Raw genomic sequence first — 24807 nt, forward strand, 5'->3', positions numbered from 1 at the left:
GGCGTGGCGCCTAGCCTTGGGCGTTCGGCTCGTCCTTGCCGCAGAACAGGGAATAGAGCAGCGAGATCACCTGTTCGGTGTTGCTGTCGGCCAGCGAGTAATAGATCGTCTTGCCGTCGCGGCGGGTGGAGACCAGCCCCTCTTCGCGCAACCGGGCGAGCATCTGGCTTACCGCGGCTTGGCGAATGCCCAACAGCCCCTCCAGCTCGCCCACGGATTTCTCGCCGGTGCCCAGGTGGCACAGGATCATCAGGCGGCCTTCATGCGCCAGCGTCTTGAGAAAGGACGCGGCATCGCTGGCCCGCGCGGCCATGTCGACGGGGGTTTCCGGCGAAAGGTTTTGTACGGTCGACACTGTCTGAACGGTCACGGTTTGAAAAATCCCTTCTGAACAATCAGGGACATAATGCCTCAGATCCTGCCGTCAAGTCACCCTTGCGTTGCCGGCGCCCCGCCCTGAAAGGCGTTTGCGTGCACGTAATCGCAGGGCGCGTCCTGCATTTGCAGGTGCAATCCGTCGCCGGTGAAGGGGTGGGCGCGGGCGAGATCCTCGTCGACCTCGATGCCGAGGCCCGGGGCCTCGGGCGGGGTGATGAAGCCGTTTTCGGTCCGGATGGTCCCCTTGATCAGGGCATCATGATAGGGGGTCTCGATGGTCTCGCACATCAGGATATTGGGGATCGAGGCGGCCAGATGGACGTTTGCGGCCCATTCCACCGGTCCGGCGTAAAGGTGCGGCGCCATTTGCGCGTTATAGACTTCGGCCAGGGCCGCGACCTTCTTCATTTCCCAGATCCCGCCGGCCCGGCCCAGCGCCGGTTGCAGGATGGTGGCCGCGCCCGATTGCAGCACGGCGGCGAACTCGGCCTTGGTGGTCAGCCGTTCGCCGGTGGCAACGGGGATGCGCACGGATTGGGCAACGCGGGCCATCTCGGCCACATTGTCGGGCGGAATCGGTTCCTCGAACCACAGCGGCGAATAGGGCTCCAACGCCTGGCCCAGCCGAATCGCGCCGCCGGTGGTGAACTGCCCGTGGGTGCCGAACAAGAGGTCGGCCCGGTCGCCCACTGCCGCGCGGATCGCCTTGCAGAAGGCGACGGAGGTGGAAATGTCGGACATCGCCGGCATGTGGCCGCCGCGCATCGTGTAGGGGCCGGCCGGATCGAACTTCACCGCCGTGAAACCGCGCGCAACGCAGTCGGCGGCGGCCTCGGCGGCCTGCTCGGGCGAGGTCCAGAATTCGGCCAGGTCGTGCTGGTTCAGCGGGTAGAGATAGGTATAGGCGCGGATGCGGTCGTTCATCCGTCCGCCGATCAACGCGTGCACGGGGCGGCCGCGGTCCTTGCCAAGGATGTCCCAACAGGCGATCTCCAGCCCCGAGAAGGCGCCCATCACGGTCAGGTCGGGGCGCTGGGTGAAGCCCGAGGAATAGGCGCGGCGAAACATCAGTTCGATATTCTCGGGATTCTCGCCCTCCATGTGGCGGGTAAACACGTCGCGGATCACGTGGCCCATCGCCTCCGGCCCGACCGAGGAGGCATAGCATTCGCCCCAGCCGGTGATGCCGGTGTCGGTGGTGAGCTTCACCAGGATCCAGTAGCGCCCGCCCCAGCCCGGCGCCGGCGGCGCGGTGACGATGATGTCGAGATCGGTCAGTTTCATCGTGCGGTTCCCATCTGTGGTGCCGGGGCGGGGCCGGCCTGTGTCAGCTGTCGAACAGGATCACGTTGCGCTTGGCGCTGCCGGTCTTGGTGTCGGCGATCGCCTCGTTGATCTGTTCCAGGCTCCAGCGGCCCGAGATCAGCTCGTCCAGCTTCAGTCGGCCCTGTTCGTAGAGGTCGATCATCCAGGGGATGTCGCGCTGGATCACGGTGTCGCCCATCTTGGAGCCGATCAGCGCCTGGCCCTGGAACGACATGCCCATGGCGTCGTATTCGGCCTTCGAGCCGGAGTGCGGCATGCCGATCATGATCGCCTTGCCGCCCCAGCCGAGATAGCGCGGCGCATCGTTGTAGGCCGGGACCGCGCCGACGGTGATCATCACCACGTCGGCGCCGCGTCCGCCGAGCGCCTTGTAGGCGGCGCGCCAGGGTTTGGGGTCTGTGGCGAGGACGCCGTCGGTGGCGCCGAAGCTCTTGGCGATCTCCAGCTTTTCCTCGGTCATGTCGACGGCGACGATGCGGCGGGCGCCGGCGATGCGCGCGCCCTGGATCGCGTTCAGCCCGACACCGCCGGCGCCGATCACCACCACGTCCTGACCGGCGCGCAACTGTGCCGCGTTCACCGCGGCCCCGACCCCGGTGATCACCCCGCAGGACAGCAGGCAGGCGGCATCGCGTGGCATCGCCTCGGGGATCTTTACGATCTGGCTGTGGTCGACGACCACCTTTTCGGCAAAGGCGCCGCAGGCCATCGCCTGCAACAGCGGTTCGCCGTCGGCGGTGGTGATCGGGCCCTTGACCCCGTCGGCGGGGTTTTCGCAGATCGTCGGTTTGCCGCTGGCGCAGTTGGGGCAGGTGCCGCAGGCGCGGATCAGGGTGACGACGACGGTGTCGCCTTCGGCAAAGCCAGTCACGCCGGGGCCGGTGGCGGTGATGCGCCCGGCGGCCTCATGCCCGTAGACCGCCGGGAGATGGCCGCCCCAGCCGCCCTCGGCATAGGAAATGTCGGAATGGCAGATCGCCACGGCGTCGAGCGTGACCTCGACCTGTCCGAGGCCCGGTGCCTCCAGCCGGATATCTTCGATCACCAGCGGTTTGCCAAATTCGCGGCACACGGCGGCCTTGATGGTTTGCATGTCTCTCTCCCCGATTTTGCGACAAACCTGACCGTCCCGTCGCGGCAGGGCAAGCGCGAATTCGTTCCTGTCGCGATCCGGTTACGTCACGGAAGAGCGGGTGCGCAGAAACAGGGCCAGCGCGCCCAGCAAGAGGACCGCCGCCAGCAGAAACGGGACACCGGGCAGGTAGATCGGCGCGGTTTCGGCGGTGAAGGCGGCAAAACTGGTGGTCATCATCAGGGGCGACAGGATCATCGCCAGCGCGTTGACGCTGGTCAGCACGCCCTGAAGCTCGCCCTGGGCATCGTCGGGGGCGCGCCGTGACATGATCCCCTGCAGCGCGGGGACGACCACGGCGCCCAGCGCGGCGATCGGCGTCAGGATCAGCACCAGCGTGCCGCTGGCGACCACCGCGATCAGCGCCGCGCTGAGGGCGTCGAGGACCAGTCCGAAGATCACCGTGCCCCGGTCGCCGAGCCGGAACAGGAACACCCGGATCAGCCCGCCCTGCACCAGCGCCACGGTGATCCCGAACAGGGCCAGCGACAGGCCGATCACCTGGGGCGACCAGCCGAAGCGCTCTTGGGTGAAATAGGCCCAGATCGCGGGGTAGACATAGAGCGCGACCGAGTAGACGAAGAACACCCACAACAGCGGCCTGACCCCGGGTAGATCCGCGACCGCGCGGAAGGCCCTCAGCGGGTTGGCCCGCGTCCAGGTGAACGGGCGGCGGATCCTCTCGGTCACGGTTTCGCGCATCACCAGTAGGCCAAACACGAAATTCGCCCCGGCCAGCAGCGCGGCGGCGTAGAATGGCGCGCGCGGCCCAAGGGCGCCCAGCGTGCCGCCGATCAGCGGCCCCATTACGAACCCCAGTCCGAAGGCTGCGCCGATCAGGCCGAAGTTGGCTGCCTTGTCCCTGGGCGCCGAGAGGTCGGCCATGCAGGCGCTGGCGGTGGCCTGGGTGGCCGAGGTGATGCCACCGACCACCCGCCCGAGCAGCAACAGCCAGATCGACCCGGCCAGCGCCATCACCAGGTAATCAAGCGCCAGCACCGCGAGCGAGACCAGCAGCACCGGGCGGCGGCCGAAATGATCCGACAGGTTGCCAAGGCCGGGGCTGAACAGGAACTGCATCACCGCGAAGACGGTCGAGAGCACCCCGCCCCAGATCGCGGCCCGGGCGAGCGAGCCGCCGTTCACCTCGCGGATCAGGTCGGGCATCACGGGCATGATCAGCCCGACGCCCATGGCGTCGATCATCACGGTGACCAGCAGGAACAGGACAGGCAGGCGCAAGGGGATCAGGTCCGGAACAGGGCGGGGGCATCGCGACGCTAGCCGCCGGTCGCGCGGACGGGAAGCGTTAATCCGCTTCGCCGCGCGGCGATGCGCTCACATCATATGGGCGATCCGGTCGAGCAGCGCCGCCAGCCCCGCAGGGTCGGAGAAGAACGGCGAATGCGAGGTGGGCAGCGAAAACACGTGATCCCCGGGCCAGTCTCGGATCATCTCGGCCTGGTATTCGGGCGGGATGGCGTGATCCTCGGTGCAGCGGATGTAGTATTTCGGAACGCCGGCAAGGCGCCCCGTCACCGTGAGCGGCGTGGCCTGCGGCGCAATCGCCTGCGGGGTCAGCCGGGGCATCGCATAGGCGACGGCCTCTTCCGGGCAGTCGTGGTAGAAAAGGTCGGGCGCCATGTCGGGATCGAAGGTGAACGAGACCCTGTCGTCGGACCGGCGCACCGCCGGCATCAGCGGCTGGCGCTTGGCGCGCTTGCGCATGTCGACCATCGACAGGCCGGAGATCGGCACATAGGCACAGAGATAGACCAGCGCGCGCATCGCCTCCGGTGCGGCCTCGCCCGTCGCGCTGATCGGGTAGCCGCCCCAGGAATGGCCGAGGATGATGGTGTCGGGCGTGCTGGCGGCCAGGATTGCGTCGCGGCAGCCCTCCAGCGTGACCCCGGCCAGCGGGGTGGGGTCGTCGCCGTGGCCGGGCATGTCGATGGCGCGGGCGCTATGGCCCAACGCCTCCAGCGCGGGGATCACGTCGCGCCAGCACCATGCGCCGTGGCAGGAGCCGTGGATCAGCAGGAAGTCGGCCATGTGGGTTTCTCCGGTCAGATGTGCCCGATGTCGCGCAGGAAATCGGTGAGGGCCCTGGCATAGGCCTGTGGCTGGTCGACGCAGGGCAGGTGGCCGCCGCCGCGGATCAGGCGAAAGGTCGAGCCGGGAATGAGGTCGACCGTCTCGCGCACCAGGTCGGGCGGCGTGGCTCCGTCGGCGTCGCCGGCAATGCCCATCGTCGGCAGGCGCAGCCCGCTGGTGGGGGTATAGAAATCGGTTCCGGAAATGGCCGCGGCGCAGCCGATGTATCCCTCGGCGGGTTGCCGGACCAGCATGTTGCGCCAAAGCTGCAGCTCGGGGCTGTCGCGGAATGCCTTGCCGAACCAGCGCTGCATGGTGGCATCGGCCAGCGCCCCGAGTCCCTCTGCCTCGATCCGTGCGATCCGCTCGGCCCAGATCTGCGGCGTGCCGATCTTGGCGGCGGTGTTGGACAGCACCAGCGCGCGGACCTGGTCCAGCCGCTTGACCGCCAGCCCCTGCGCGATCATGCCGCCGATGGACAGGCCGACGAACAGGCAGTCGCGGATTTCCAGATAGTCCAGAAGCCGCTCGGCGTCGCGCACCAGGGTGCCCATGGAATAGGGGGCGGGCGGCACCGATGACAGCCCATGCCCACGCATGTCGTAGCGGATGAGTTTCAGCCCGGCGGGCAGCAGCGGCAGGATGCCATCCCACAGCCGCAGATCGGTGCCCAAGGAATTAGAGAACACGACCGGCACGCCGTTCGGGTCGCCGTCGATCCGGTAGTGAAGCTGAACATCGCCCAGGTCTGCAATCTGCATTCCTGCCCCCTTTATGCATGTTCTCGCCTTTTAACGGCTTCGCGAGGCGGGGCAAAGGGCAAGGGTCGCGCGCCGACAAAAGCTCCGGCGCGCGGTGTCGGGACTGGCCTTAGATGAGGGCCATATCGTCACTCAGGAGCGAGGTATCGGTGAGCCCATCAATGGTCAGGGTATCGCCGCCGTCCAGCGTGATCACCGTGTTGCCACCGATCACCGTGGCGCTGCTGATCAGATCCTCGGCGGTGGTGCCGTCGGCCACCAGATCGCTGCGGATATGGATGGCATCGACGTCATTTCTAAAGTCGGTGATCGTGTCGGAACCACCGCTGAAGACAAAGGTGTCGGCACCGAATCCACCCGTCATGGTGTCATCACCCGCCCCGCCGTCCAGCACGTCGGCCTTCCTGTTGCCGAACAGGGTGTCGTTGCCGAAATCGCCCATGAGCGTGTCCATGCCGCCCTTGCCCAGCAGTACGTCATCGGCAAAGCCGCCTATGATCTCATTGCGGCCATCGGTCCCGGTGATCTTGGTGTCGATATTGCCGCTAAAGACAAAATCCTCGAAGTTCGTCGCCGTGCTGCTATCGATATTGGCATCGGTCGACCCGAAGTTCCCGGTGCTCAGGTTGAAGGTCAGCTTGTCGGTCGTGGTGCCGTGATGGAAGGCCATCAGCATGTCACGTCCGTCGCCGCCCTCCAGCGTCTTGATGGTGTCAAAGGCCGTCTCAATCTGGTCGTTACCATTGCCGGCATCCACCACATCGGCCCCGTCGTCGGCGATAATGAAGTCGATCCCTTTGCCGCCGAATATCTGGTCGTCGCCGGCACCCCCGACGATGAAATCGTCTCCAAGGCCGCCGAACATCCGATCGTTGCCGTCGCCGCCTTCCATGACATCGCCATCAATGCCACCGAAAATGCGATCATTGCCGTTGCCGCCATAGAGCACGTCATAGCCGGCCTCGCCGAACAGACGGTCATTGCCGTTGCCGCCCTCAATCGTATCGCTCTCGACGCCGCCATAGAGGGTGTCTCTTCCTTTGCCGCCGGTAATTTCATCACTGCCGCCAGCGCCGTTCAGGACATCGTTCCCGGCCCGACCATTTAGCGCATCGTTGCCGTCGCCCGTGGTGATCGTGTCATCGCCCCCGACCTTGTCGACAAAGGTGAAATGCTCGATCCCTGTAAAGGTGGTGACATCGCCATCGGTCGGCTCGAACTGGCCGTCAAAGCCGCTGACGGGGTTGTGGACCAGGGGGCTCAGAACCACCCCGCCCGGTCCGGAGACCAAATTGTAGATCAGGCGGTCCTCCCCCGCAGTTCCCGAAACGGCTGTGTCAAGCGGGCCTTTAACTGTAAATTCGGTCAATTCATTTCCTCCAAGAATCGATCGGTCTCGCCGATCCGACTCATATTGGACTTTTGCGATGTGTCAGGACTTGAGGCAAATCAATCGACCGCGCCCGGTTCTGCAATAAACCGGTTGCCGTGGCGTAAGGTTCATCCCGCGTGGGTTTCCAAAGCCTGACGGAACAGGCCTGCATCGACATTCCCGCCTGAGGCGACGGCGATCACCGCGTCGCCCTCTACCGCGTCAGGTCGGAACAGGGCGGCCGCGAGGGCGACCGCGCCGCCCGGTTCGATCACGATCTTGAGCCGGGCAAAGGCCAGCGCCATGGCGCGCAGCGCCTCGTCGTCTCGAACGCTCAGCCCGGGGCCGCAGAGCCGGTGCATGATCGGAAAGGTGATCTCGCCCGGTTGCGGCGTGACGATCGCATCGCAGATCGAACCCGACTGCGTCGCATTGCGCTCGATCCGCCCCGAGGCCAGCGACCGGGCTGCGTCGTCGAAGCCCTCTGGCTCGACCGGGCGGGCGCGCAGCCCCGGCGCGCGGGCCTCCAGCGCCAGCGCGATGCCCGAGGTCAGCCCGCCGCCGCCGCAGCAGACCAGGACATCAGCCCGGGACACCCCGGCCTCGGCGGCCTGCGCCGCGATTTCCAGCCCGGTTGTGCCCTGGCCGGCGATCACCTGCGGTTCGTCGAAGGGCTTGATCAGGGTCAGCCCCCGGTCCTGCGCCAAGGTCGCGCCGATGGCATCGCGATCCTCGTGCTCGCGGTCGTACAGCACCACCTCGGCGCCGAGCGCGCGGGTGTTGTCGATCTTCATCTTCGGGGCGTCCGAGGGCATGATGATCACCGCCGAGATCCCGTGCAGCCTTGCCGCATAGGCGACGCCCTGGGCATGGTTGCCGCTGGAAAAGGCGATCACGCCGCGCGCCCGGACCTCGGGGGCCAGGGCCGACACCGCCGACCAGGCGCCGCGGAACTTGAAACTCCCGGTGTGCTGAAGGCACTCCGGCTTGATCAGGACCCGGCGTCCGGCAATCTCGTCGAGAAAGGGCGAGGACAACAGCGGCGTGCGCCGCGCATGGCCGGCCAGCCGGTCGGCGGCGGCCTCGATCATCTTGATATCAGTCATGTCTGCTCCATGATCCGCCGGATCAGCGCCAGCGATTCCGGTTCGTCGAGAAATGGCACGTGGCCACGGTCGGGCACCACCCCGGAGATCATGCCGGGGTGACGGCGGTGCATCTCTTCCAGCGTTTCCTGGTCGAGAATGTCGGAGTTGGCGCCGCGCAACACGCCTAACGGCAGGTTGTTCAACGCTTCGAAGACCTGCCACATGTCGGGAATCGCGCCGGTGGCCGCCTGTTCCATCAGGGCCGTGTGCAGCGCGGGGTCATAGCGCAGCGCAAGGCCGTCCTCGGTGGCGCGGTACTGGAATTCGGCCTGCTGGCGCCAGACCGACAGTGGCACGCCTGGAAACTCGCGCTCCATCGCAGCCTTGAGATCGGCGGCGGCGGCGTCCAGTGTCCTTGCCCGGGGTGTTTTGCCGACATAGGCCATGATCCGCGCGATCCCTTGGGTGCCGACAACCGGGCCGATATCGTTCAGGATCACGCCCGAGAGCCGCCCGGGATCGCTGGCCGCCAAGGCCATCGCCAGCAGCCCGCCACGTGACGTGCCCAGGATGGTGACCTTGTCGAGCCCGAGGTGATCCAGCAGTTCGAGGACATCCTGCCCTTCGCGCGGGACGCTGTAGTTCATGTAATCGGAGTCGTAGTCCGAGGCGCCGCGCCCGCGGCTGTCCAACGTGATCAGCCGAAACTCGGGCACATGCGGCGCGAGAAAGGAGAAATCGAGGCCGTTGCGGGTCAGCCCGGCCAAGCACAACAGAGGCTTGCCTTGGCCGGTGTCGGTGTAGTGGAGGCGTTTTCCGTCGCCCGTAGTGAATGCGCTCATGCCTTGGCTGCCAGTTCGGGGATTGTCGTCAGGTCCGACAGGATGGTGTCGGGACGCCAGGGCAGCCTGTCCACCGGTTCGCCGGCGCGGTTGACCCAGGCGGTGGCAAAGCCATAGCCGGCGGCGGAGGAGACGTCCCATCCGTTCGACGACACGAACAATACCTCGTGCCTTGCGCAGCCGAAACGCTGGCCGACCAGGTCGTAGACCCGCGAATCGGGTTTGAACACGCCGACGCTTTCGACCGAAAGCACGGCATCGAGCACCTCGGCCACACCCGCCGACCGCACCGCGCCATCCAGCATGTCGGGCGAGCCGTTGGACAGGATCGCGGTGTTCAATCCGTTCTGTTTCAGCGTCGAGAGCATCGCCGGCACCTCTGGGTAGGCACCAAGTTCCCAGTAGAGCGCGAGCAGGCGCGCGCGCAACGCGTCATCGCCGTCCAGCCCGGTCGCCTCCAGCGCCCAGTCGAGCCCGTTCTGGGTGACGATCCAGAAATCGGTATGGGCACCGGTGATGGCGCGCAACCAACTGTATTGCAACTGTTTCAGCCGCCAATGCGCGGCCAGATCCGCCCAGCGGTCGGCCAGGGCCGGAAAGGCGGGCTCTGCAGCCGCCTGCCGGGCGGCGGCGGTGACATCGAACAATGTGCCATAGGCGTCGAAAACGGCGGTGGTGATGGTCATGTTGGCTCTCCCTGTCAGGGGCACAGTGGCACAGGCCGACAGGGGCGGAAAGGGGCGGTTTGGCGTCGTTTCGAACGCAAAGGCGTGACCGCAACCAATCCGGCCTTCGGGTTTACATCCGGTTTTGAGCCTTTAGGTTGGGCCGTTCAATCCACGCAAAACACCGGAGCATTCATGACGACAGTAAAAACCGGGGACACGGTCCGTATCCATTACACCGGAACCTTGACGGACGGCAGCCGGTTCGACAGTTCCGAGGGGCGCGAGCCGCTGGAATTCACCGTCGGCGCCGGTCAGATCATTCCCGGCCTCGACAGCGCGATCCCGGGCATGACCGTGGGCGAGGAAAAAACCGTCGCGGTTCCCTGCGACGAGGCCTATGGGCCGGTCAACCCCGACGCGCGCCAGTCGGTCCCGCGCGAAGGCATTCCCGACGATATTCCGCTGGAAATCGGATCGCGCCTGCAGATGCAGACACCGGACGGCCAGGCCGTGCCCGTCACCGTGGTCGCCGCCGATGACGCCACCGTGACTCTGGACGCCAACCACCCGCTGGCGGGGCAGGACCTGACCTTCGCCATTGCGCTGGTCGAGATCGTCTGAGTCGGATCGGATATGGCCCTTTGCCGCGCGTTGTGCTGAATTGCGCGCAGCAAGGAAAGGGCCCGACATGTCGACACATCTGGACGACCTGCTGAATCGCCTCCGAGACATGCAGGAGGCGGTTCAGGACGAGATCGAGGCGGGCCGTTCCGCGTTTCGCTATCGGGTGGAACGTGGGCGGGTCGTCTTCGACGCTGATATGCGACGGCGCCACCGGGAGTTGCGCGAGGGCTGGCTGAGTTTCCTGTCCCGCACCCGGCCGCTGGTGGTGCTGACCGCGCCGGTGATCTATGCGCTGATCCTGCCGCTCGTGCTGCTCGACCTGTTCGTGACGGTCTACCAGGCGGTGTGCTTTCCGGTCTACGGGATCGAGAAGGTCCGGCGCGCCGATCATATTGCCATCGACCGTCATCGCCTGGCCTATCTGAACGGGCTGCAAAAACTGAATTGTGTCTATTGCGGCTATGCCAACGGGTTGATCGGTTTCGTGCGCGAGGTGGCGGCGCGGACCGAGGCCCATTGGTGCCCGATCAAGCACGCCCGCCGCATCGAGAACCCGCATGGGGAATACGGCGGCTTTGCCGAGTTCGGCGATGGTGAGGCGTTCCGGCGGGAGTTGACGCAAAAGGTATCGGAGCGGGCGAACAGGGAAAGCTGAGGTCTCCAATCCGGCGCCGTACCTGGGCGAGAACGGCAAAGGGCGCGCTCTGCGAGCGTGCCCTTTGCATGTTGCCGGCCTTGGCCGGTCGTGACCCTAGAGGTTCTCCTGCTGGGGCATGCCCAGCACGTGATAGCCGCCGTCGACGCGGATGATCTCGCCGGTGGTGCAGTTGCCGGCGTCCGAGGCGAGGTAAACAGCGGTGCCACCGACCGCCTCCAGCGTGGCGTTCGAGCCCAGCGGCGCGTTCTGGTCGGTGAACTTGTAGGTCTTGCGCGCCCCGCCGATCGCGGCGCCGGCCAGCGTCTTCATCGGGCCGGGCGAGATCGCGTTGACGCGGATGCCGTCGGGGCCGAGATCGTTCGCGAGGTAGCGGGTGACCGATTCAAGGGCAGCCTTGGCCACGCCCATCACGTTGTAGTTCGGCACAACGCGCGTCGATCCCTGGTAGGTCAGCGTCAACAGCGTGCCGCCATTCTCCTTCATCATCGGGTAGGCGCGGCGTGCGACCTCGATGAAGGAATAGGCGCTGATGTCCATCGAGTTCTTGAAGTTCGCCCGGCTGGTATTGATGAAACGCCCGGTCAACTCCGATTTGTCGGAATAGGCGATGGCGTGCACCACGAAGTCGATAGTCGGCCAGCGCGCGGCCAGTTCGGAAAAGCCGGCATCAAGCGAGGCGTCGTCAGTCACGTCCACGTCAACCATGAAATCCGAACCGACCGAGGCGGCCAGCGGCTCCAAGCGTTTGCCGAAGGCATCGCCCTGGTAGGTAAAGGCGAGTTCAGCCCCCGCCTCGTGCATCGCCTTGGCGATGCCCCACGCGATCGACCGATCATTGGCGACCCCCATGATCAGCCCGCGTTTCCCCTGCATTGCATTCGACATGTTCTGATTTACCCGTGATATTTCGACAGGATCATGGATCCGTTGGTGCCGCCAAAACCGAAACTGTTGGTCATGACGCTGTCCAGTCCGGCATCGGTCACCGTTTCCAGCGCGATTTCGGAGGCATCAATCGCCGGGTCCAGCGTTTCGACGTTGATTGAGCGGGCGATGAAATCGTTCTTCAGCATCAACAGGCAGAAAACGGTTTCCAGCGCGCCCGCGGCGCCCTGGGCGTGCCCGGTCATGGACTTGGTGGAACTGATCGGCGGGGTACTCCCCTGGCCGAAGACGCGGCGCACCGCCTCGACCTCGCCCACGTCGCCGACCGGGGTCGAGGTGCCATGCGCGTTGATGTAGCTGACCTTGCGCCCCTGCGGCAGGGTGGCGAGGGCAAGCTGCATTGCCCGTTCACCGCCCTCGCCGGAGGGGGCGACCATGTCGTGCCCGTCCGAGGTCGCGGCAAAGCCGGTGACCTCGGCATAGATCTTGGCGCCGCGTGCCAACGCATGCTCCAGCTCTTCCAGCACGAGGATGCCACCGCCGCCCGAGATCACGAAACCGTCGCGATCCGCGTCGAAGGCGCGGCTCGCCTTCTCGGGGGTGTCATTGCACTTGGAGGACATCGCGCCCATGGCATCGAACAGGCAGGACAGCGTCCAGTCCAGTTCCTCGCCGCCACCGGCGAACATCACGTCCTGTTTGCCCATCATGATCTGTTCCGCCGCGTTGCCGATGCAGTGCAGCGAGGTCGAGCAGGCCGAGGTGATCGAATAGTTGATGCCCTTGATCTTGAAGGCCGTCGACAGGTTGGCCGAGATCGTCGAGGACATGCATTTCGGAACCGCGAAGGGCCCGATCCGCTTGGTCGCCCCGGTCTTGAGGACGGTCTGATGCGCGGTAAAGAGGGCACTTGTGGACGGTCCGCCCGACCCGGCGACAAGCCCGGTGCGCGGGTTGACGATATCGGCCTCTTCCAGGCCGGCATCGGCGATCGCCTCCTGCATCGCGATGTGGGCATAGGCGGCACCCGGCCCCATGAAGCGCAGGGCGCGCTTGTCGATATGCTGGGCGACATCGATGTCGATGGTGCCCGCGATCTGGCTGCGGAATCCGTGTTCGGCCATCTCGGCGCTGGCGGTGATGCCGGATCGACCCGCCTTCAGCGCCTCCAGAACCTCACCGGCGTTGTTGCCGATGGATGAAACGACTCCCAAACCTGTAACGACGACGCGGCGCATCGGTGCTCTCCTCGTAACTTGGCGCGCGGACGCGCTCAGGCGCCTGTCGCTGACAGGCCGACCTTCATGTTCTTCACGGAATAGATTTCTTCGCCATCAGCCTCAACCCGGCCGTCGGCGACGCCCAGTTTCAACTTGCGATCAATGACGCGGGTGAAATCCACGTAGTAAGTCAGCATCTTGCGGGCCGGCGTGACCATTCCGGTCAGCTTGACCTCGCCCACGCCGAGCGCCATGCCCAGCCCCTGCATGCCGCGCCAGCCCAGGTTGAACCCGGTAAGCTGCCACAGGCCGTCGAGGCCGAGGCAGCCGGGCATGATCGGGTTGCCGGGAAAGTGGCATTCGAAGAACCACAGCTCCGGCACGATATCGAACTCGGCGACCACATGGCCCTTGCCGTTGCTGCCGCCGTCGGCGCTGATCTCGGTGATGCGGTCCATCATCAGCATCGGCGGTTCCGGCAATTGCGCGTTGCCCGGTCCGAACAACTCGCCCCGCGCGCATTTCAGCAAATCGTCTTTGTCAAAACTGCTCGGGTATTGGGACATGCTGTCGTGTCTCCTGCTTGCCGCCTGGATGCGTTTTCGACCGTCTAGCATCGCGCCAAAGGGTCCTGCAAGTGCGCTGCGCGCCTTGGGTGGTTCGGGTGCAGGCCGGTGAGAGGGCGCTGCGAATGAAAATCAATTGTGTTTTAGTGTCCTCGCGGCCTATATCTTTCGTCACCATGACGGACGAGGCCGGAAAGTGAAACCGGAAAGGACGACTTACGCTGCGATGTGGCTCGGTCAGGCCGGGTTGCGCCCGACACGGCAGCGCCTTGCGTTGGCGGAGCTGCTGGTCGGCGACGGGCAGGACAGGCATGTCACCGCCGAAAGCCTGTTCGAGGCGGCGCGGCAGACCGGTGTGAGGGTCTCGCTGGCGACGATCTACAACACCCTGCGCGCCTTTTGCGACGCCGGGGTGCTGAACGAGATCACGGTGGACGGATCGAAAAGTTATTTTGACACCAACACGCATGATCATCCGCATTTCTTCTGGGAGGATGACGGCCGCCTGTCGGATGCGCCTGCCGACCAGTTGCAGATCGCCCGGCTGCCCGATGTGCCGGACGGGGCCGAGATCGCGTCGGTCGACGTGGTGATCCGCCTGCGTCGCAAACCCTGATCCCGGTTTCGTGGATCCGGAGCTTTCCGGTTGAATTCGTCGGTGCGCCTGCGCCACTGTGCCCGGAAAAAAGGCACCCATCATGACTCATCCGCTCCTCTCTCCCGCCGATATCGACACTTTCCAGCGCGACGGGGTGGTGCTGGTCAAGGGGCTGTTCGCCGATCATGTGGAAACGCTGCGCCGTGGCGTCGCGGCGAACATGGCCGCGCCCGGCCCCTATGCATCGGACAACGACAAGGCGGGCGAGACGGGCCGGTTTTTCGACGATTACTGCAACTGGACACGGATCCCCGAGTTCGCCGAGGTGGTTCAGACCTCGCCCGTGGCCGAGGTCGCCGCCGATCTGATGCGGTCGCGGGGGGTGCAGATGTTCCACGATCACGTTCTGGTCAAGGAGCCGGGCACCTCGATGGCCACGCCCTGGCACCAGGATGGCCCCTATTACTTTGTCGAGGGCACGCAGACCGTCAGCTTCTGGTCGCCGCTCGACCCGGTGCGCGCGGCGACGCTGCGCTGTGTCGCCGGATCGCACCGCTGGGAAAAAGAGGTTCTGCCGACCCGCTGGGTCAGCGAGGACGGGTATTTCCCTGACGCGGGCCAGTACATGCCGGTGCCCGACCCCGAGGCCGAGGGGATGCGAATCGTGGAGTACGCGATGGAGCCGGGCGATGCGGTGGCGTTCAACTTTCGCACCCTGCACGGCGCGCGCGGCAATACCAGCGATGCGCGCAGGCGGGCGTTCTCGATCCGGCTGGTCGGCGATGATGCGCGCTACGTCGAACGTCCCGGGCCGACTTCACCGCCTTTTCCGGGCCATGCCATGCTGCCGGGTCAGCCCCTGCGCGAGGATTGGTTCCCGGTGATCTGGCCGCGTTAGACTCGGGGGGCTCAGAACCATTGCCCCGGTTCCATCAGGCCAAGGTCCAGAAGTTGCCGGGAATGCCATTCGAACGGGACCGACTTGCGCCACCGGAACGTGTCGATGTCAAAAGTCGATCCTGGGTTCGCCTTCAGCGCCTTAGCGGTGCGAAACGAACAGATCGCCGCCGTCAGGTTGTGATGCCAGGGGCAGGCATAGGTGTTGTATTCCTCGTCGCTGAAGGTGTGGTCCGACCGCAACCGCAGCCCGGGCTTGGCGCGGAACAGGGCGATCCGGTCGATCCTGCGGCTGGGCGCGGGGATGTGCTCTTCAAAGCGCCAGCGCAGCCCGCCGAAGAAGTCGAGCTGTCGTTCTTTCGGGTGGTTGTGGTTGCCGGGGTCGGGGCGAGCCAGCGCGTAGTATCCCGCTCGATCGAGGTGCGCCCGCTCGAGTGACACAGCGCTGGGGCAGTTCTCCAGGTCGTCGGCATAGAGGTCGATGACATAGGTCAGCATGGCATCGCGCCGTTCCTCGGTGTGAAAGGCCAGCATTTCACCGATGCTGCGCGTCTCGCAGAACGGGAAGAACAGGTATTCCGCATTGTAGCCATAGTACAGCCAGACGCCCGGCGCCGCCTCGATCACCCGGTTGACCGCGTCGAAGACCGCCTGCGGATGGCTGCAATCGAACGCCACCCGGTGAACCGTGTCTTCCAGGTCGTCGGCCAGTTCGAACGCGGGCGGCATCAGGGCCACCACGGCCTTGAAACCGCATTGCAGGTGGTGGCGCAGGGTGCTGTCCAGTTCGACCGCGTCCTCGACGAAGATCAGCGCGACCGGCCCCTTGGCCAGAGTCGCCGTACCGTGTTTGAGAAAGTCATCCAGAGATGCGTGGTTCATGCCTTGCCTTGCCCGTGACCTTGCTGGCGTTTTTGCGCAGAGTCGGGTATTCGGGCGGTCATTGCAAGCCGCCGGGCAAAGCCCTATGTGCGGCGTTTCACACCGTAGCCGCGAAAGCAGATCCGATGACCGCGCCCAAGAAACTCTTCATCAAGACCTATGGCTGCCAGATGAACGTCTATGACAGCGAGCGCATGGCCGAGGCGCTGGGCGGGAAGGGCTATGTCGAGACCACCTCGCCCGATGACGCGGACATGATCCTGCTCAATACCTGCCACATCCGGGAAAAGGCGGCCGAAAAGGTTTACTCGGAACTGGGGCGGTTCCGGGGGCTGAAGGCCAACAATCCTGATCTCAAGATCGGCGTCGCCGGCTGTGTCGCCCAGGCCGAGGGCGAGGAAATCATGCGTCGCCAGCCGCTGGTCGATCTGGTGGTCGGCCCGCAAAGCTATCATCGCCTGCCCGAGATGGAGGCGAAGGCACGCAGGGGGGAAAAGGCGCTCGATACCGATTTCCCCGAAGAGGACAAGTTCGAGAAGCTGAAAGCGCGGCCCAAGGCCAAGCGCGGCCCGACCGCGTTTCTGACCGTGCAGGAGGGCTGCGACAAGTTCTGTGCCTTTTGCGTGGTGCCCTACACCCGCGGCGCCGAGGTCTCGCGCCCGGCCGAGCGCATCCTGACCGAGGCCCGCGACCTGGTCGAACGCGGCGTGCGCGAGATCACTCTGCTGGGCCAGAACGTCAACGCCTATCACGGGCCCGGTGCGGATGGCGCCGACTGGTCGCTGGCGCGGTTGATCTGGGCGCTGAACGACGTCGACGGGCTGGAGCGCATCCGTTTCACCACCTCGCACCCCAACGACATGAGCGACGACCTGATCGAGGCCCATGCGAGTTGTCCCAAGCTGATGCCCTATCTGCACCTGCCGGTGCAGTCGGGCAGTGACCGGATTCTCAAGCGGATGAACCGCAGCCATACCGCTGAGCACTACCTGCGGCTGATCGAGCGGCTGCGCGCCGCGCGCCCGGACCTGCACATGTCGGGTGATTTCATCGTCGGTTTCCCCGAGGAGACCGAGGCGGATTTCCAGGCCACCCTCGACCTTGTCGAGGCTGTGCAATACGGGTCGGCCTTTTCGTTCAAGTATTCGACCCGCCCCGGAACCCCCGCGGCCGAACGCGCACAGGTCGACGAGGCCGAAAAGGACGACCGCCTGCAACGGCTGCAGGCCCTTCTGACCCGCCAGCAGCGCGCGTTGCAGGATGCCATGGTCGGCCGCGACGTTAAGGTCCTGTTCGAGAAATCGGGGCGCCTTCCGGGCCAGATGGTCGGCAAGTCCGACTATCTGCACGCGGTGCATGTCAAGACGGACGCGGTGGCGCCCGGCGACCTGTCGCGCGTCAGAATCGTGTCCTCGGGACCCAATTCCCTGGCCGGCGAACTCCTGACCTGATCCTTGCCCCGCGCGGGTCGCGGGGAACGGATCGGCGTATGGAGGGCGATTTTGCAGACAATTCGGCTGCGGAAATCGAAAGTGTAGACGATTGCGCGACAACAAGTGGTGGATTTTGCTTCACAATTATCGCGCGACTTCTTAACCTTGTGGAATTAAGATCAAAGTCGCCTCCCCGGTCAGCCGGGGGATTAGGTTTGCGGGGGAAGTAAAGTGACGACATCAAAGGTGATCGATTTAACAGCGCATCGGGTGCTGGCGACGCTGGTCCTGGCACTCGTGCTGGCGCTCGGGTTCGCGACGCTTGCGCAGGCGCAATCCCGGACGAAGACGGTGATCGGGGAACGGTATGTCCCGACCATCTGGGTCGATCCGGACGGCTGTGAACACTGGGTCATGGATGACGGGGCCGAAGGGTACATGTCCCCGCACCTGCGCCGAGACGGAACTCCGGTCTGTCGCCGGGGCAATCTGTGCGGGACGATGCCGGCGGACCAGTTCTTTGCCACGGACAAGTACTATATCAATGCCGCCGGGCAGCGGCGCCTGCGTGAGTTCTTCGCCAACGCAGGGGCACGCGGCTACATCATCACAGGCCATACCGACAGCCGTGCCTCGGACGCGTACAACATGCGCCTGTCGCGCAATCGCGCGAACTCGGTGGCCCGGGTTGCCCGCAGCGTGGGGGCCAACGTGGTCGATGTTCGCGGATATGGCGAACGTGACCCGCGGGTGCCCAACACCAGCGCGGCCAACATGGCGCAGAACCGTCGCGTCGAAATCATCTGCGTGCAGTGAGGAGAGAGCCAATGAAATTCGTCAAGGTTATCGCGCTGCTCGCTGCGGCCGGGACGCTCGCGGCCTGTGAAGCGACCGACAAGACCCGGGACCGCAACATCTTCGACACCAAGGATCTGAGCCAGCTCAAGGCCGGCATCTGGGTGGATCCCAACGGCTGCGACCACTGGATCATCGACGACGGGGTCGAGGGCTATCTGTCCCAGCGTCTGGACAAGAACGGCAAGCCGGTCTGTTCCGGTGCGGCCCCGCCGGGCGTGGCCACCGGCCCGTTCAAGAAGGGCAGCCAGGTCGTCGACGCGATCTGACCCGGCGCCGACAAATTCCACGGCCGTCCCATCCGGGGCGGCCTTTTTTGTTTCAAACCGGTGAAATCCGCGTGCTTCCGCTTGCGCGGTGCGGCCGATCTTGGCAGGCTTGTCTTACCGTTTGAGACAAGGAGAGCGGATTGGCCATTGGCGCCCTGACCCCACCGCAAGCCGAAACCGCACCGCAAGAGGTGCTGATCGAATTTTCCGACAACCGCCTGCTGGTCGACCTGTGTGGCGAATACGACCGAAACCTCGCCGAGATCGAGCGAAAGCTCTCGGTGCAGATCCTGCGGCGTGGAAACCAGTTGGCCATCATGGGCGAGGCGCCGGCACAGGCGCAGGCGGTCGCGGTGCTGAACGCGCTGTATCAGCGACTCGAAAGCGGCCGCACCGTGGAGGCCGGCGATGTCGACCGGGAACTGCGGATGGGCGGGGCCGAGGGCGGTGGCAGCGGCGATGACGGCGCCCAGCTTGAGATGTTCAAGGGCGGCCCGATCGAGATCAAGACCCGCAAGAAGCTGGTCGAACCGCGCACCGACGCGCAAAAGGCCTATGTCAAATCGCTGTTCGAGAACGAACTCGCCTTCGGTATCGGCCCGGCCGGCACCGGCAAGACCTATCTCGCAGTGGCGGTGGGGGTGTCGATGTTCATCGGCGGCCATGTCGACCGGATCATCCTGTCGCGCCCGGCGGTCGAGGCGGGCGAAAAGCTTGGCTACCTGCCCGGCGACATGAAGGAAAAGGTCGATCCCTACATGCAGCCGCTCTACGACGCGCTGAACGATTTCCTGCCGGGCAAGCAACTGGCCAAGCTGATGGAGGAAAAGCGCATCGAGATCGCGCCGCTGGCCTTCATGCGCGGGCGCACGCTGTCCAATGCCTTCGTGGTGCTGGACGAGGCGCAGAACGCCACTACCATGCAGATGAAGATGTTCCTGACCCGCCTGGGCGAGGGCAGCCGCATGGTGATCACCGGCGACCGCAGCCAGGTCGACCTGCCGCGCGGCATGCCCTCGGGTCTGGTCGACGCGGAACGGTTGCTTTCATCGGTCTCCGGCATCGGCTTCAACTATTTCACTTCCAAGGACGTGGTGCGCCATCCGCTTGTCGCGGCCATCATCGAAGCGTATGAGGCCGACACCTGACCGCGGCCCCGGGCCGCTCCTCTGGCCAAGGTGACCTGCCGATGACATTGGACCTGACCGTCGAAGACAGTCGCTGGGAGGCGGTGAACCTTGCCGCGCTTGCCGAGCGGGCGGTGGCGGAAGCTCTGCGGCACCTGGGCCTCGATCCCGACATTTGCGAACTCGCGGTGCTGGCCTGCGACGATGGCCGCATCGCCACGCTCAACGCCGATTTCCGTGACAAGCCGCAGCCGACCAATGTGCTGAGCTGGCCGGCCGAGGATCTTGCCGCCGCGACCCCCGGCGCCCGACCGGCGCTGCCGGAGCCGGATTTCACCGGGGAAATCGCGCTGGGCGATATCGCCATCGCCTATGACACCTGCGCCAGAGAGGCCCGCGACCAGGGCAAGAGCCTGTCCGATCACAGCACGCATCTGATCGTGCACGGGCTTTTGCATCTGCTTGGCTATGACCACATCCGTGACCCGGATGCCACTTTGATGGAGGGTTTGGAGGTCGAGATACTTGGCATCTTGGGCCTTGATGACCCATATAGGGAACAAGACGGGCCATGAGGCCCCTTTCGGACAGGATCAATGGGCGACGACACAGACGATTGTTCTAACGCGGCGCAACGCGCGCATTCAGAGAACAACACCACAGACACCGGCGAGAAAACAGGCTTTCTCGGTCGTATTTTCGAGGCGCTTGCGCCGGCCGAAACCCCTTTGCAGGAGGCAAGCAATGGTCAGCCGGTCGCGGCGGTGCACCCGCGCGGCATGATCAACCTGCGGCGGTTGCGGGTCGAGGACGTGGCGATCCCCACCGCCGAGATCGTGGCGGTTCCGAACACCATCACGATGGAGGAGCTGGTCGGTGTCTTCCGCGAAAGCGGGATGACCCGGATTCCGGTCTATGACGGGACGCTGGACACGCCGCTGGGCTTTGTCCACCTCAAGGACCTCGCGCTGACCCACGGGTTCAACGGCGACGACGAGGCCGAGTTCGACCTTGCCGCGATGGTGCGTCCGCTGCTGTTCGTGCCGCCGTCGATGCCGCTGGGCGTGCTGCTGACCAAGATGCAGACCGAGCGGCGTCACATGGCGCTGGTGATTGACGAATATGGCGGCGTTGACGGGCTGGTCACCATCGAGGACCTGATCGAACAGGTGGTGGGCGAGATCGAGGATGAATACGACGCCGACGAGGACCAGCCCTGGGTCAAGGAAAAGCCCGGCTGCTACATCGCCCAGGCGCGCACCCCGCTGGACGAGTTCGAGGCCGAGATCGGCCGGTCGCTGACCAGCCATGACGCCGTGGACGAGGAAGATATCGACACGCTCGGCGGGCTGGTCTTCATGCTGTCGGGACGGGTACCCACAAGGGGCGAGGTGGTGGTGCATCCCGACGGCCCCGAGTTCGAGGTGATCGACGCCGACCCGCGCCGGATCAAGCGGCTGCGCGTGTACGTCCCGGATGCCGACGAATGACCGGCCGCCGATGACGCGGGCGGCCCGGTGGCGGTTGCGCTGGCGCATGGCCATTGCCGCGCTGATCGGCGCGGTCGGGGCCATGGGGCTGGCGCCAATCGGGGCCTGGCCCGCGACGGTGCTGGCGCTGGTGCTTTTGCCGCCGCTGCTGATCGCCTGTACCACCCCGCGCGCGGCGGCGCTGACCGGCTGGGCCTTTGGTACCGGCTGGTTCGCCCACGGGCTGTTCTGGATCGTCGAACCCTTCCTGGTCGAGCCCGAGCGATACGGTTGGATGGCCCCCTTTGCGCTGGTCTTTCTGGCGGGCGGGCTGGCGCTGTTCTGGGGGGCGGCGGCCTGGGCCGCGCATCGTTTCGCCCGGGGTCCGGCGGGCCGCACCGCGGCGCTGGCGGTGACCCTGTCGCTGGCCGAGTTCGGGCGCGCCTATCTGTTGACCGGGTTTCCCTGGGCGGCGCCGGCGCAGGTCTGGGTCGATACCCCGGTCGCCCAACTCCTGGCCTGGATCGGGCCGCAGGGCCTGGGGTTGGCGACCCTGGCGGTCGCGCTGACGCCGGGCCTGGCGCTGGCGCGGGGGCGGGGGAAACGCACCCTCGTGCTGTCCTGCCTGCCCGCCGCGGTCCTTGCCGTGGCCGCCTATGCCGCCGCCTCGGGCGGGCCGCCCGTGACCGCCACCGGCGCGACCGTCCGGCTGGTCCAGCCCAACGCGCCGCAGCATCAGAAATGGGATCCGGCCCATATCCCGATCTTCTTCAAGCGGCAGATCGACTTTACTGCGGCCGAGCCGCGCCCGGACCTGGTCGTCTGGCCCGAAAGCGCGGTGCCGGTCGCCCTAAACGACGCTGCCCCGACGCTGGCGCGCATCGCGCAGTCGGCACGGGGCGCCGAGGTGGTGCTGGGCATCCAGCGTTTCGATGGCTGGCGCGTCTACAACTCGCTGATCCGGCTCGACGGTGCCGGCGAGGTGGCCGGGATTTACGACAAGCACCACCTTGTGCCCTTTGGCGAATACGTGCCGCTGGGCGATCTGGCGGCGCGGTTCGGACTCTACGGGTTTGCCGCGCAAGAGGGGCAGGGCTACAGCGCCGGTCCGGGCCCACGGCTGCTGGATCTCGGCGCGCTTGGGTCGGCCTTGCCGCTGATCTGCTACGAGGCGGTGTTCCCGCAGGACGTGAACGCCGCGCCGCAGCGCCCGAGCCTGTTGCTGCAGGTGACCAACGACGCCTGGTTCGGCACCCGGTCTGGCCCCTATCAGCACCTCGCCCAGGCCCGGATGCGGGCGATCGAGCAGGGGCTGCCGCTGGCGCGGGCGGCCAATACCGGCATCTCGGCGATGATCGGCCCGCGTGGAGAGGTGATCGACAGCATCCCGCTGGGGCAGGCAGGCTATGTCGACGTGACGCTGCCGGCGCCGCTGCCGCCCACGCTTTATGCACGCTCAGGCGACTGGCCTGTGTTGCTGCTGCTACTATGTGCCGCCTTCGCGTTTAAGCTGGTGCAAAGCCCCCGCAGATCGCCTACATAGCGATTGACCGGCCCGCGGATCGCGCGGACCCGGGTTTGACGACTGTCACAACGGCTTCCTGGCGTGGCAGGCAAAACACCAATGGAGCACTTTCATGTCCCGCAAGAACTATATCTTCACCTCCGAGTCCGTCTCGGAGGGCCACCCCGACAAGGTCTGCGACCGGATTTCCGACGCTGTTCTCGATGCCTTCCTCGCCGAGGAGCCCGAAGCGCGTGTCGCCTGCGAGACCTTCGCGACGACGGGCATGGTTGTCATCGGCGGCGAGGTCGGCCTGTCCGACCAGGAGCAGCTCAAGAACTACATGGGCCGGATCGGCCAGATCGCCCGCGATTGCATCAAGGACATCGGCTACGAGCAGGAACATTTCCACTGGAACACCTGCCACGTGCTGAACTTCCTGCACGAGCAGTCGGCCCATATCGCCCAGGGCGTCAACGCCGCCGACAACAAGGACGAGGGCGCCGGCGACCAGGGCATCATGTTCGGCTATGCCACCGACGAGACCGAGGCGCTGATGCCGGCGCCGATCCAGTATTCCCACGCCATCCTGCGCCGCCTGGCCGAGGTGCGCAAATCCGGTGCAGAACCCAGCCTGCGCCCCGATGCCAAAAGCCAACTCTCGGTGGTCTACGAGGACGGCAAGCCGGTCGGCATCAGCTCGATCGTGCTCTCCACCCAGCACGCGAGCGAGGATCAGACCAGCGACGACATCCGTGAGATTGTCGAGCCTTATATCCGTGAAGTGCTGCCCGAGGGCTGGATCACGCCGGACACCGAATGGTGGGTCAACCCGACCGGCACCTTCGTGATCGGCGGGCCTGACGGCGACGCCGGGCTGACCGGGCGCAAGATCATCGTCGACACCTATGGCGGCGCGGCGCCCCACGGCGGTGGCGCGTTCTCGGGCAAGGATCCGACCAAGGTGGACCGCTCGGCGGCCTACGCGGCGCGCTACCTGGCCAAGAACGTGGTCGCGGCAGGGCTGGCGCGGAAATGTACGCTGCAGCTGTCCTATGCCATCGGAGTGAGCAAGCCGCTGTCGATCTACATCGACACCCACGGCACCGGCGAACTGCCCGACGAGGTGATCGAAAAGGCGGTCGGCGGGGCGATGGACCTGACCCCGCGCGGCATCCGCGAGCATCTGCAGTTGAACAAGCCGATCTACCAGCGCACCGCGGCCTATGGCCATTTCGGTCGCGAACCCGATGCCGACGGCGGCTTCAGCTGGGAAAAGACCGATCTGGCCGAGGCGCTGAAAAAGGCGGTCTGAGGCCAGCAGCAGCCGGTTTTCGCCCCCGTCCGGGATGCCGGGCGGGGGTTTTCTTGTGTCCTCGGCGCGGCCGCTTGCCCCGCGCGCGTCCAATCGCTACACCGCGCGCCATGACGCAGCACCCTGAACGCCCTCACCGCAATTTCTATGGCCGCCTCAAGGGCAAGACCCTGAAGAAAAGCCAGAAGACCTATCTGGACGAGGACCTGGCCCGGTTGTCGCCCGGCCCGGTGGGCTGGGACGAGAACCCCATGCGCAGTCCTCTCGATCTCGACGCCCTGTTCGGCGGTCGGCCAGTCTGGCTGGAAGTCGGCTTCGGCGGCGGCGAGCACATGGTGCACCAGGCCGCCGCGAACCCCGACGTGGGGATCATCGGGGCCGAACCCTATATCAACGGGGTCGCCATGTTGCTGGGCAAGATCCGGCGCGCCGGGGTGGAAAACCTCGCCGTGCACCCCGGCGACGCGCGCGACCTGATGGACGTGCTGCCGGACAACTCCATTTCGCGGGCCTTTCTGCTCTATCCCGATCCCTGGCCCAAGGCACGGCATCACCGCCGCCGCTTCGTCACGCAAGAGCACCTGGAACCGCTGGCGCGGGTGTTGAAGCCGGGCGCGATCTTTCGCGTGGCGACCGACATTCCCGATTACGTGCGCCAGACGCTGGAAGAGGTTCCACGCGCCGGGTTCGAGTGGTTGGCGGAGCGTCCTGCGGATTGGCGTGAGCCCTGGGACGACTGGATCTCGACCCGCTACGAACAGAAGGCCCTGCGCGAGGGGCGGGTGCCACATTACCTGACCTTCCGCCGGATCTGACACCCGCGGATCGGGGACTCTGGGGGCCG

27 protein-coding genes and 1 riboswitch are annotated in these 24807 nt (G+C 65.7%); of the genes, 13 read left to right on the forward strand and 14 right to left on the reverse strand.

Going from position 1 to position 24807, the window contains the following annotated elements; all coding sequences use genetic code 11:
• Window positions 1–10 precede the first annotated feature (10 nt).
• The 10 genes from ABWV23_RS15650 to ABWV23_RS15695 form a co-directional block, all read right to left on the reverse strand.
• On the reverse strand, window positions 11–313 hold the full coding sequence (locus ABWV23_RS15650) for an ArsR/SmtB family transcription factor (protein ID WP_353349652.1): 303 nt from the start codon (window positions 311–313) through the stop codon (window positions 11–13).
• A gap of 116 nt (window positions 314–429) precedes the next feature.
• Window positions 430–1662, reverse strand: a complete 1233-nt coding sequence (locus ABWV23_RS15655; protein WP_353349417.1) for a mandelate racemase/muconate lactonizing enzyme family protein — start codon at window positions 1660–1662, stop codon at window positions 430–432.
• A gap of 43 nt (window positions 1663–1705) precedes the next feature.
• A complete protein-coding gene (locus ABWV23_RS15660) occupies window positions 1706–2797 on the reverse strand; it encodes a Zn-dependent alcohol dehydrogenase (protein WP_353349419.1) in 1092 nt (363 codons plus the stop codon).
• Window positions 2798–2878: 81 nt separating this feature from the next.
• Window positions 2879–4078: a TCR/Tet family MFS transporter gene (locus ABWV23_RS15665; RefSeq protein ID WP_353349421.1), complete on the reverse strand. Its 1200-nt coding sequence runs from the start codon at window positions 4076–4078 to the stop codon at window positions 2879–2881.
• A gap of 96 nt (window positions 4079–4174) precedes the next feature.
• Window positions 4175–4888, reverse strand: a complete 714-nt coding sequence (locus ABWV23_RS15670; RefSeq protein ID WP_353349423.1) for an alpha/beta fold hydrolase — start codon at window positions 4886–4888, stop codon at window positions 4175–4177.
• 14 nt (window positions 4889–4902) lie between these two features.
• Window positions 4903–5691, reverse strand: coding sequence for a 3-oxoadipate enol-lactonase (gene pcaD, locus ABWV23_RS15675; RefSeq protein WP_353349425.1), 789 nt, complete (start codon window positions 5689–5691; stop codon window positions 4903–4905).
• Window positions 5692–5800: 109 nt separating this feature from the next.
• A complete protein-coding gene (locus ABWV23_RS15680; protein ID WP_353349427.1) occupies window positions 5801–6961 on the reverse strand; it encodes a calcium-binding protein in 1161 nt (386 codons plus the stop codon).
• Between the two features lie 230 nt (window positions 6962–7191).
• Window positions 7192–8169: a threonine ammonia-lyase gene (locus ABWV23_RS15685; RefSeq protein WP_353349429.1), complete on the reverse strand. Its 978-nt coding sequence runs from the start codon at window positions 8167–8169 to the stop codon at window positions 7192–7194.
• Window positions 8166–8993 (reverse strand): alpha/beta fold hydrolase, encoded by an 828-nt coding sequence (locus ABWV23_RS15690; RefSeq protein WP_353349431.1) that lies wholly within the window; start codon window positions 8991–8993, stop codon window positions 8166–8168. Before ABWV23_RS15690 ends, ABWV23_RS15685 begins: the two co-directional genes overlap by 4 nt.
• Window positions 8990–9679 carry a haloacid dehalogenase type II gene (locus tag ABWV23_RS15695; protein ID WP_353349433.1) on the reverse strand — a complete coding sequence of 230 codons (690 nt, stop codon included), beginning with the start codon at window positions 9677–9679 and terminating at the stop codon, window positions 8990–8992. The genes ABWV23_RS15690 and ABWV23_RS15695 overlap by 4 nt, the downstream gene beginning before the upstream one ends.
• A gap of 174 nt (window positions 9680–9853) precedes the next feature.
• Between ABWV23_RS15695 and ABWV23_RS15700 the strand changes: the two genes are divergently transcribed.
• Both ABWV23_RS15700 and ABWV23_RS15705 read left to right on the forward strand, forming a co-directional pair.
• Complete coding sequence (locus tag ABWV23_RS15700) at window positions 9854–10282, forward strand: FKBP-type peptidyl-prolyl cis-trans isomerase (RefSeq protein ID WP_353349435.1); 429 nt, start codon at window positions 9854–9856, stop codon at window positions 10280–10282.
• A gap of 67 nt (window positions 10283–10349) precedes the next feature.
• Window positions 10350–10940 (forward strand): hypothetical protein, encoded by a 591-nt coding sequence (locus tag ABWV23_RS15705; RefSeq protein WP_353349437.1) that lies wholly within the window; start codon window positions 10350–10352, stop codon window positions 10938–10940.
• A 96-nt stretch (window positions 10941–11036) separates the two neighbouring features.
• Here ABWV23_RS15705 and ABWV23_RS15710 read toward each other — a convergent pair whose 3' ends face one another.
• Genes ABWV23_RS15710 through fabA form a run of 3 tightly spaced genes read right to left on the reverse strand, consistent with a single transcriptional unit; the run spans window position 11037 to window position 13614 of the window.
• Window positions 11037–11828 (reverse strand): enoyl-ACP reductase FabI, encoded by a 792-nt coding sequence (locus tag ABWV23_RS15710; protein ID WP_353349439.1) that lies wholly within the window; start codon window positions 11826–11828, stop codon window positions 11037–11039.
• An 8-nt stretch (window positions 11829–11836) separates the two neighbouring features.
• Complete coding sequence (fabB, locus tag ABWV23_RS15715; protein WP_353349440.1) at window positions 11837–13066, reverse strand: beta-ketoacyl-ACP synthase I; 1230 nt, start codon at window positions 13064–13066, stop codon at window positions 11837–11839.
• A 35-nt stretch (window positions 13067–13101) separates the two neighbouring features.
• A complete protein-coding gene (fabA, locus tag ABWV23_RS15720; RefSeq protein WP_353349442.1) occupies window positions 13102–13614 on the reverse strand; it encodes a bifunctional 3-hydroxydecanoyl-ACP dehydratase/trans-2-decenoyl-ACP isomerase in 513 nt (170 codons plus the stop codon).
• A gap of 226 nt (window positions 13615–13840) precedes the next feature.
• On the opposite strand from fabA, the gene irrA reads away from it, so the two are divergent.
• The gene (gene irrA / locus ABWV23_RS15725; RefSeq protein WP_353349444.1) at window positions 13841–14230 is read left to right on the forward strand and encodes an iron response transcriptional regulator IrrA; all 390 of its coding nucleotides are present in this window, start codon (window positions 13841–13843) and stop codon (window positions 14228–14230) included.
• Between the two features lie 82 nt (window positions 14231–14312).
• Window positions 14313–15110 (forward strand): phytanoyl-CoA dioxygenase family protein, encoded by a 798-nt coding sequence (locus ABWV23_RS15730; RefSeq protein ID WP_353349446.1) that lies wholly within the window; start codon window positions 14313–14315, stop codon window positions 15108–15110.
• Window positions 15111–15121: 11 nt separating this feature from the next.
• Here the strand turns inward: ABWV23_RS15730 and ABWV23_RS15735 are convergent, their stop codons facing one another.
• A complete protein-coding gene (locus tag ABWV23_RS15735) occupies window positions 15122–15991 on the reverse strand; it encodes a hypothetical protein (RefSeq protein WP_353349448.1) in 870 nt (289 codons plus the stop codon).
• Between the two features lie 125 nt (window positions 15992–16116).
• Here ABWV23_RS15735 and miaB point away from each other — a divergent pair, with 125 nt between their 5' ends.
• The 9 genes from miaB (at window position 16117) to trmB (ending at window position 24778) form a co-directional block, all read left to right on the forward strand.
• Window positions 16117–17442, forward strand: coding sequence for a tRNA (N6-isopentenyl adenosine(37)-C2)-methylthiotransferase MiaB (miaB, locus tag ABWV23_RS15740; RefSeq protein ID WP_353349450.1), 1326 nt, complete (start codon window positions 16117–16119; stop codon window positions 17440–17442).
• Between the two features lie 231 nt (window positions 17443–17673).
• Window positions 17674–18240 (forward strand): OmpA family protein, encoded by a 567-nt coding sequence (locus ABWV23_RS15745; protein WP_502901663.1) that lies wholly within the window; start codon window positions 17674–17676, stop codon window positions 18238–18240.
• Window positions 18241–18251: 11 nt separating this feature from the next.
• Complete coding sequence (locus ABWV23_RS15750) at window positions 18252–18548, forward strand: hypothetical protein (RefSeq protein WP_353349452.1); 297 nt, start codon at window positions 18252–18254, stop codon at window positions 18546–18548.
• A 140-nt stretch (window positions 18549–18688) separates the two neighbouring features.
• Window positions 18689–19696 carry a PhoH family protein gene (locus ABWV23_RS15755; RefSeq protein WP_353349454.1) on the forward strand — a complete coding sequence of 336 codons (1008 nt, stop codon included), beginning with the start codon at window positions 18689–18691 and terminating at the stop codon, window positions 19694–19696.
• Window positions 19697–19737: 41 nt separating this feature from the next.
• Window positions 19738–20250, forward strand: a complete 513-nt coding sequence (gene ybeY / locus ABWV23_RS15760; RefSeq protein WP_353349456.1) for an rRNA maturation RNase YbeY — start codon at window positions 19738–19740, stop codon at window positions 20248–20250.
• A 21-nt stretch (window positions 20251–20271) separates the two neighbouring features.
• Entirely contained in the window at window positions 20272–21165 is an 894-nt protein-coding gene (locus tag ABWV23_RS15765; protein WP_353349458.1) for a hemolysin family protein, read from the forward strand.
• A 10-nt stretch (window positions 21166–21175) separates the two neighbouring features.
• The gene (gene lnt, locus ABWV23_RS15770) at window positions 21176–22687 is read left to right on the forward strand and encodes an apolipoprotein N-acyltransferase (protein ID WP_353349460.1); all 1512 of its coding nucleotides are present in this window, start codon (window positions 21176–21178) and stop codon (window positions 22685–22687) included.
• A gap of 39 nt (window positions 22688–22726) precedes the next feature.
• Window positions 22727–22776: riboswitch (SAM-SAH riboswitch) on the forward strand.
• 5 nt (window positions 22777–22781) lie between these two features.
• The gene (metK, locus tag ABWV23_RS15775; RefSeq protein ID WP_353349462.1) at window positions 22782–23963 is read left to right on the forward strand and encodes a methionine adenosyltransferase; all 1182 of its coding nucleotides are present in this window, start codon (window positions 22782–22784) and stop codon (window positions 23961–23963) included.
• Between the two features lie 110 nt (window positions 23964–24073).
• Window positions 24074–24778: a tRNA (guanosine(46)-N7)-methyltransferase TrmB gene (gene trmB / locus ABWV23_RS15780; RefSeq protein ID WP_353349464.1), complete on the forward strand. Its 705-nt coding sequence runs from the start codon at window positions 24074–24076 to the stop codon at window positions 24776–24778.
• The last annotated feature ends 29 nt before the right edge of the window (window positions 24779–24807 follow it).

It is taken from the genome of Aquicoccus sp. SU-CL01552, from assembly GCF_040365005.1.
GTDB lineage: Bacteria > Pseudomonadota > Alphaproteobacteria > Rhodobacterales > Rhodobacteraceae > Antarcticimicrobium.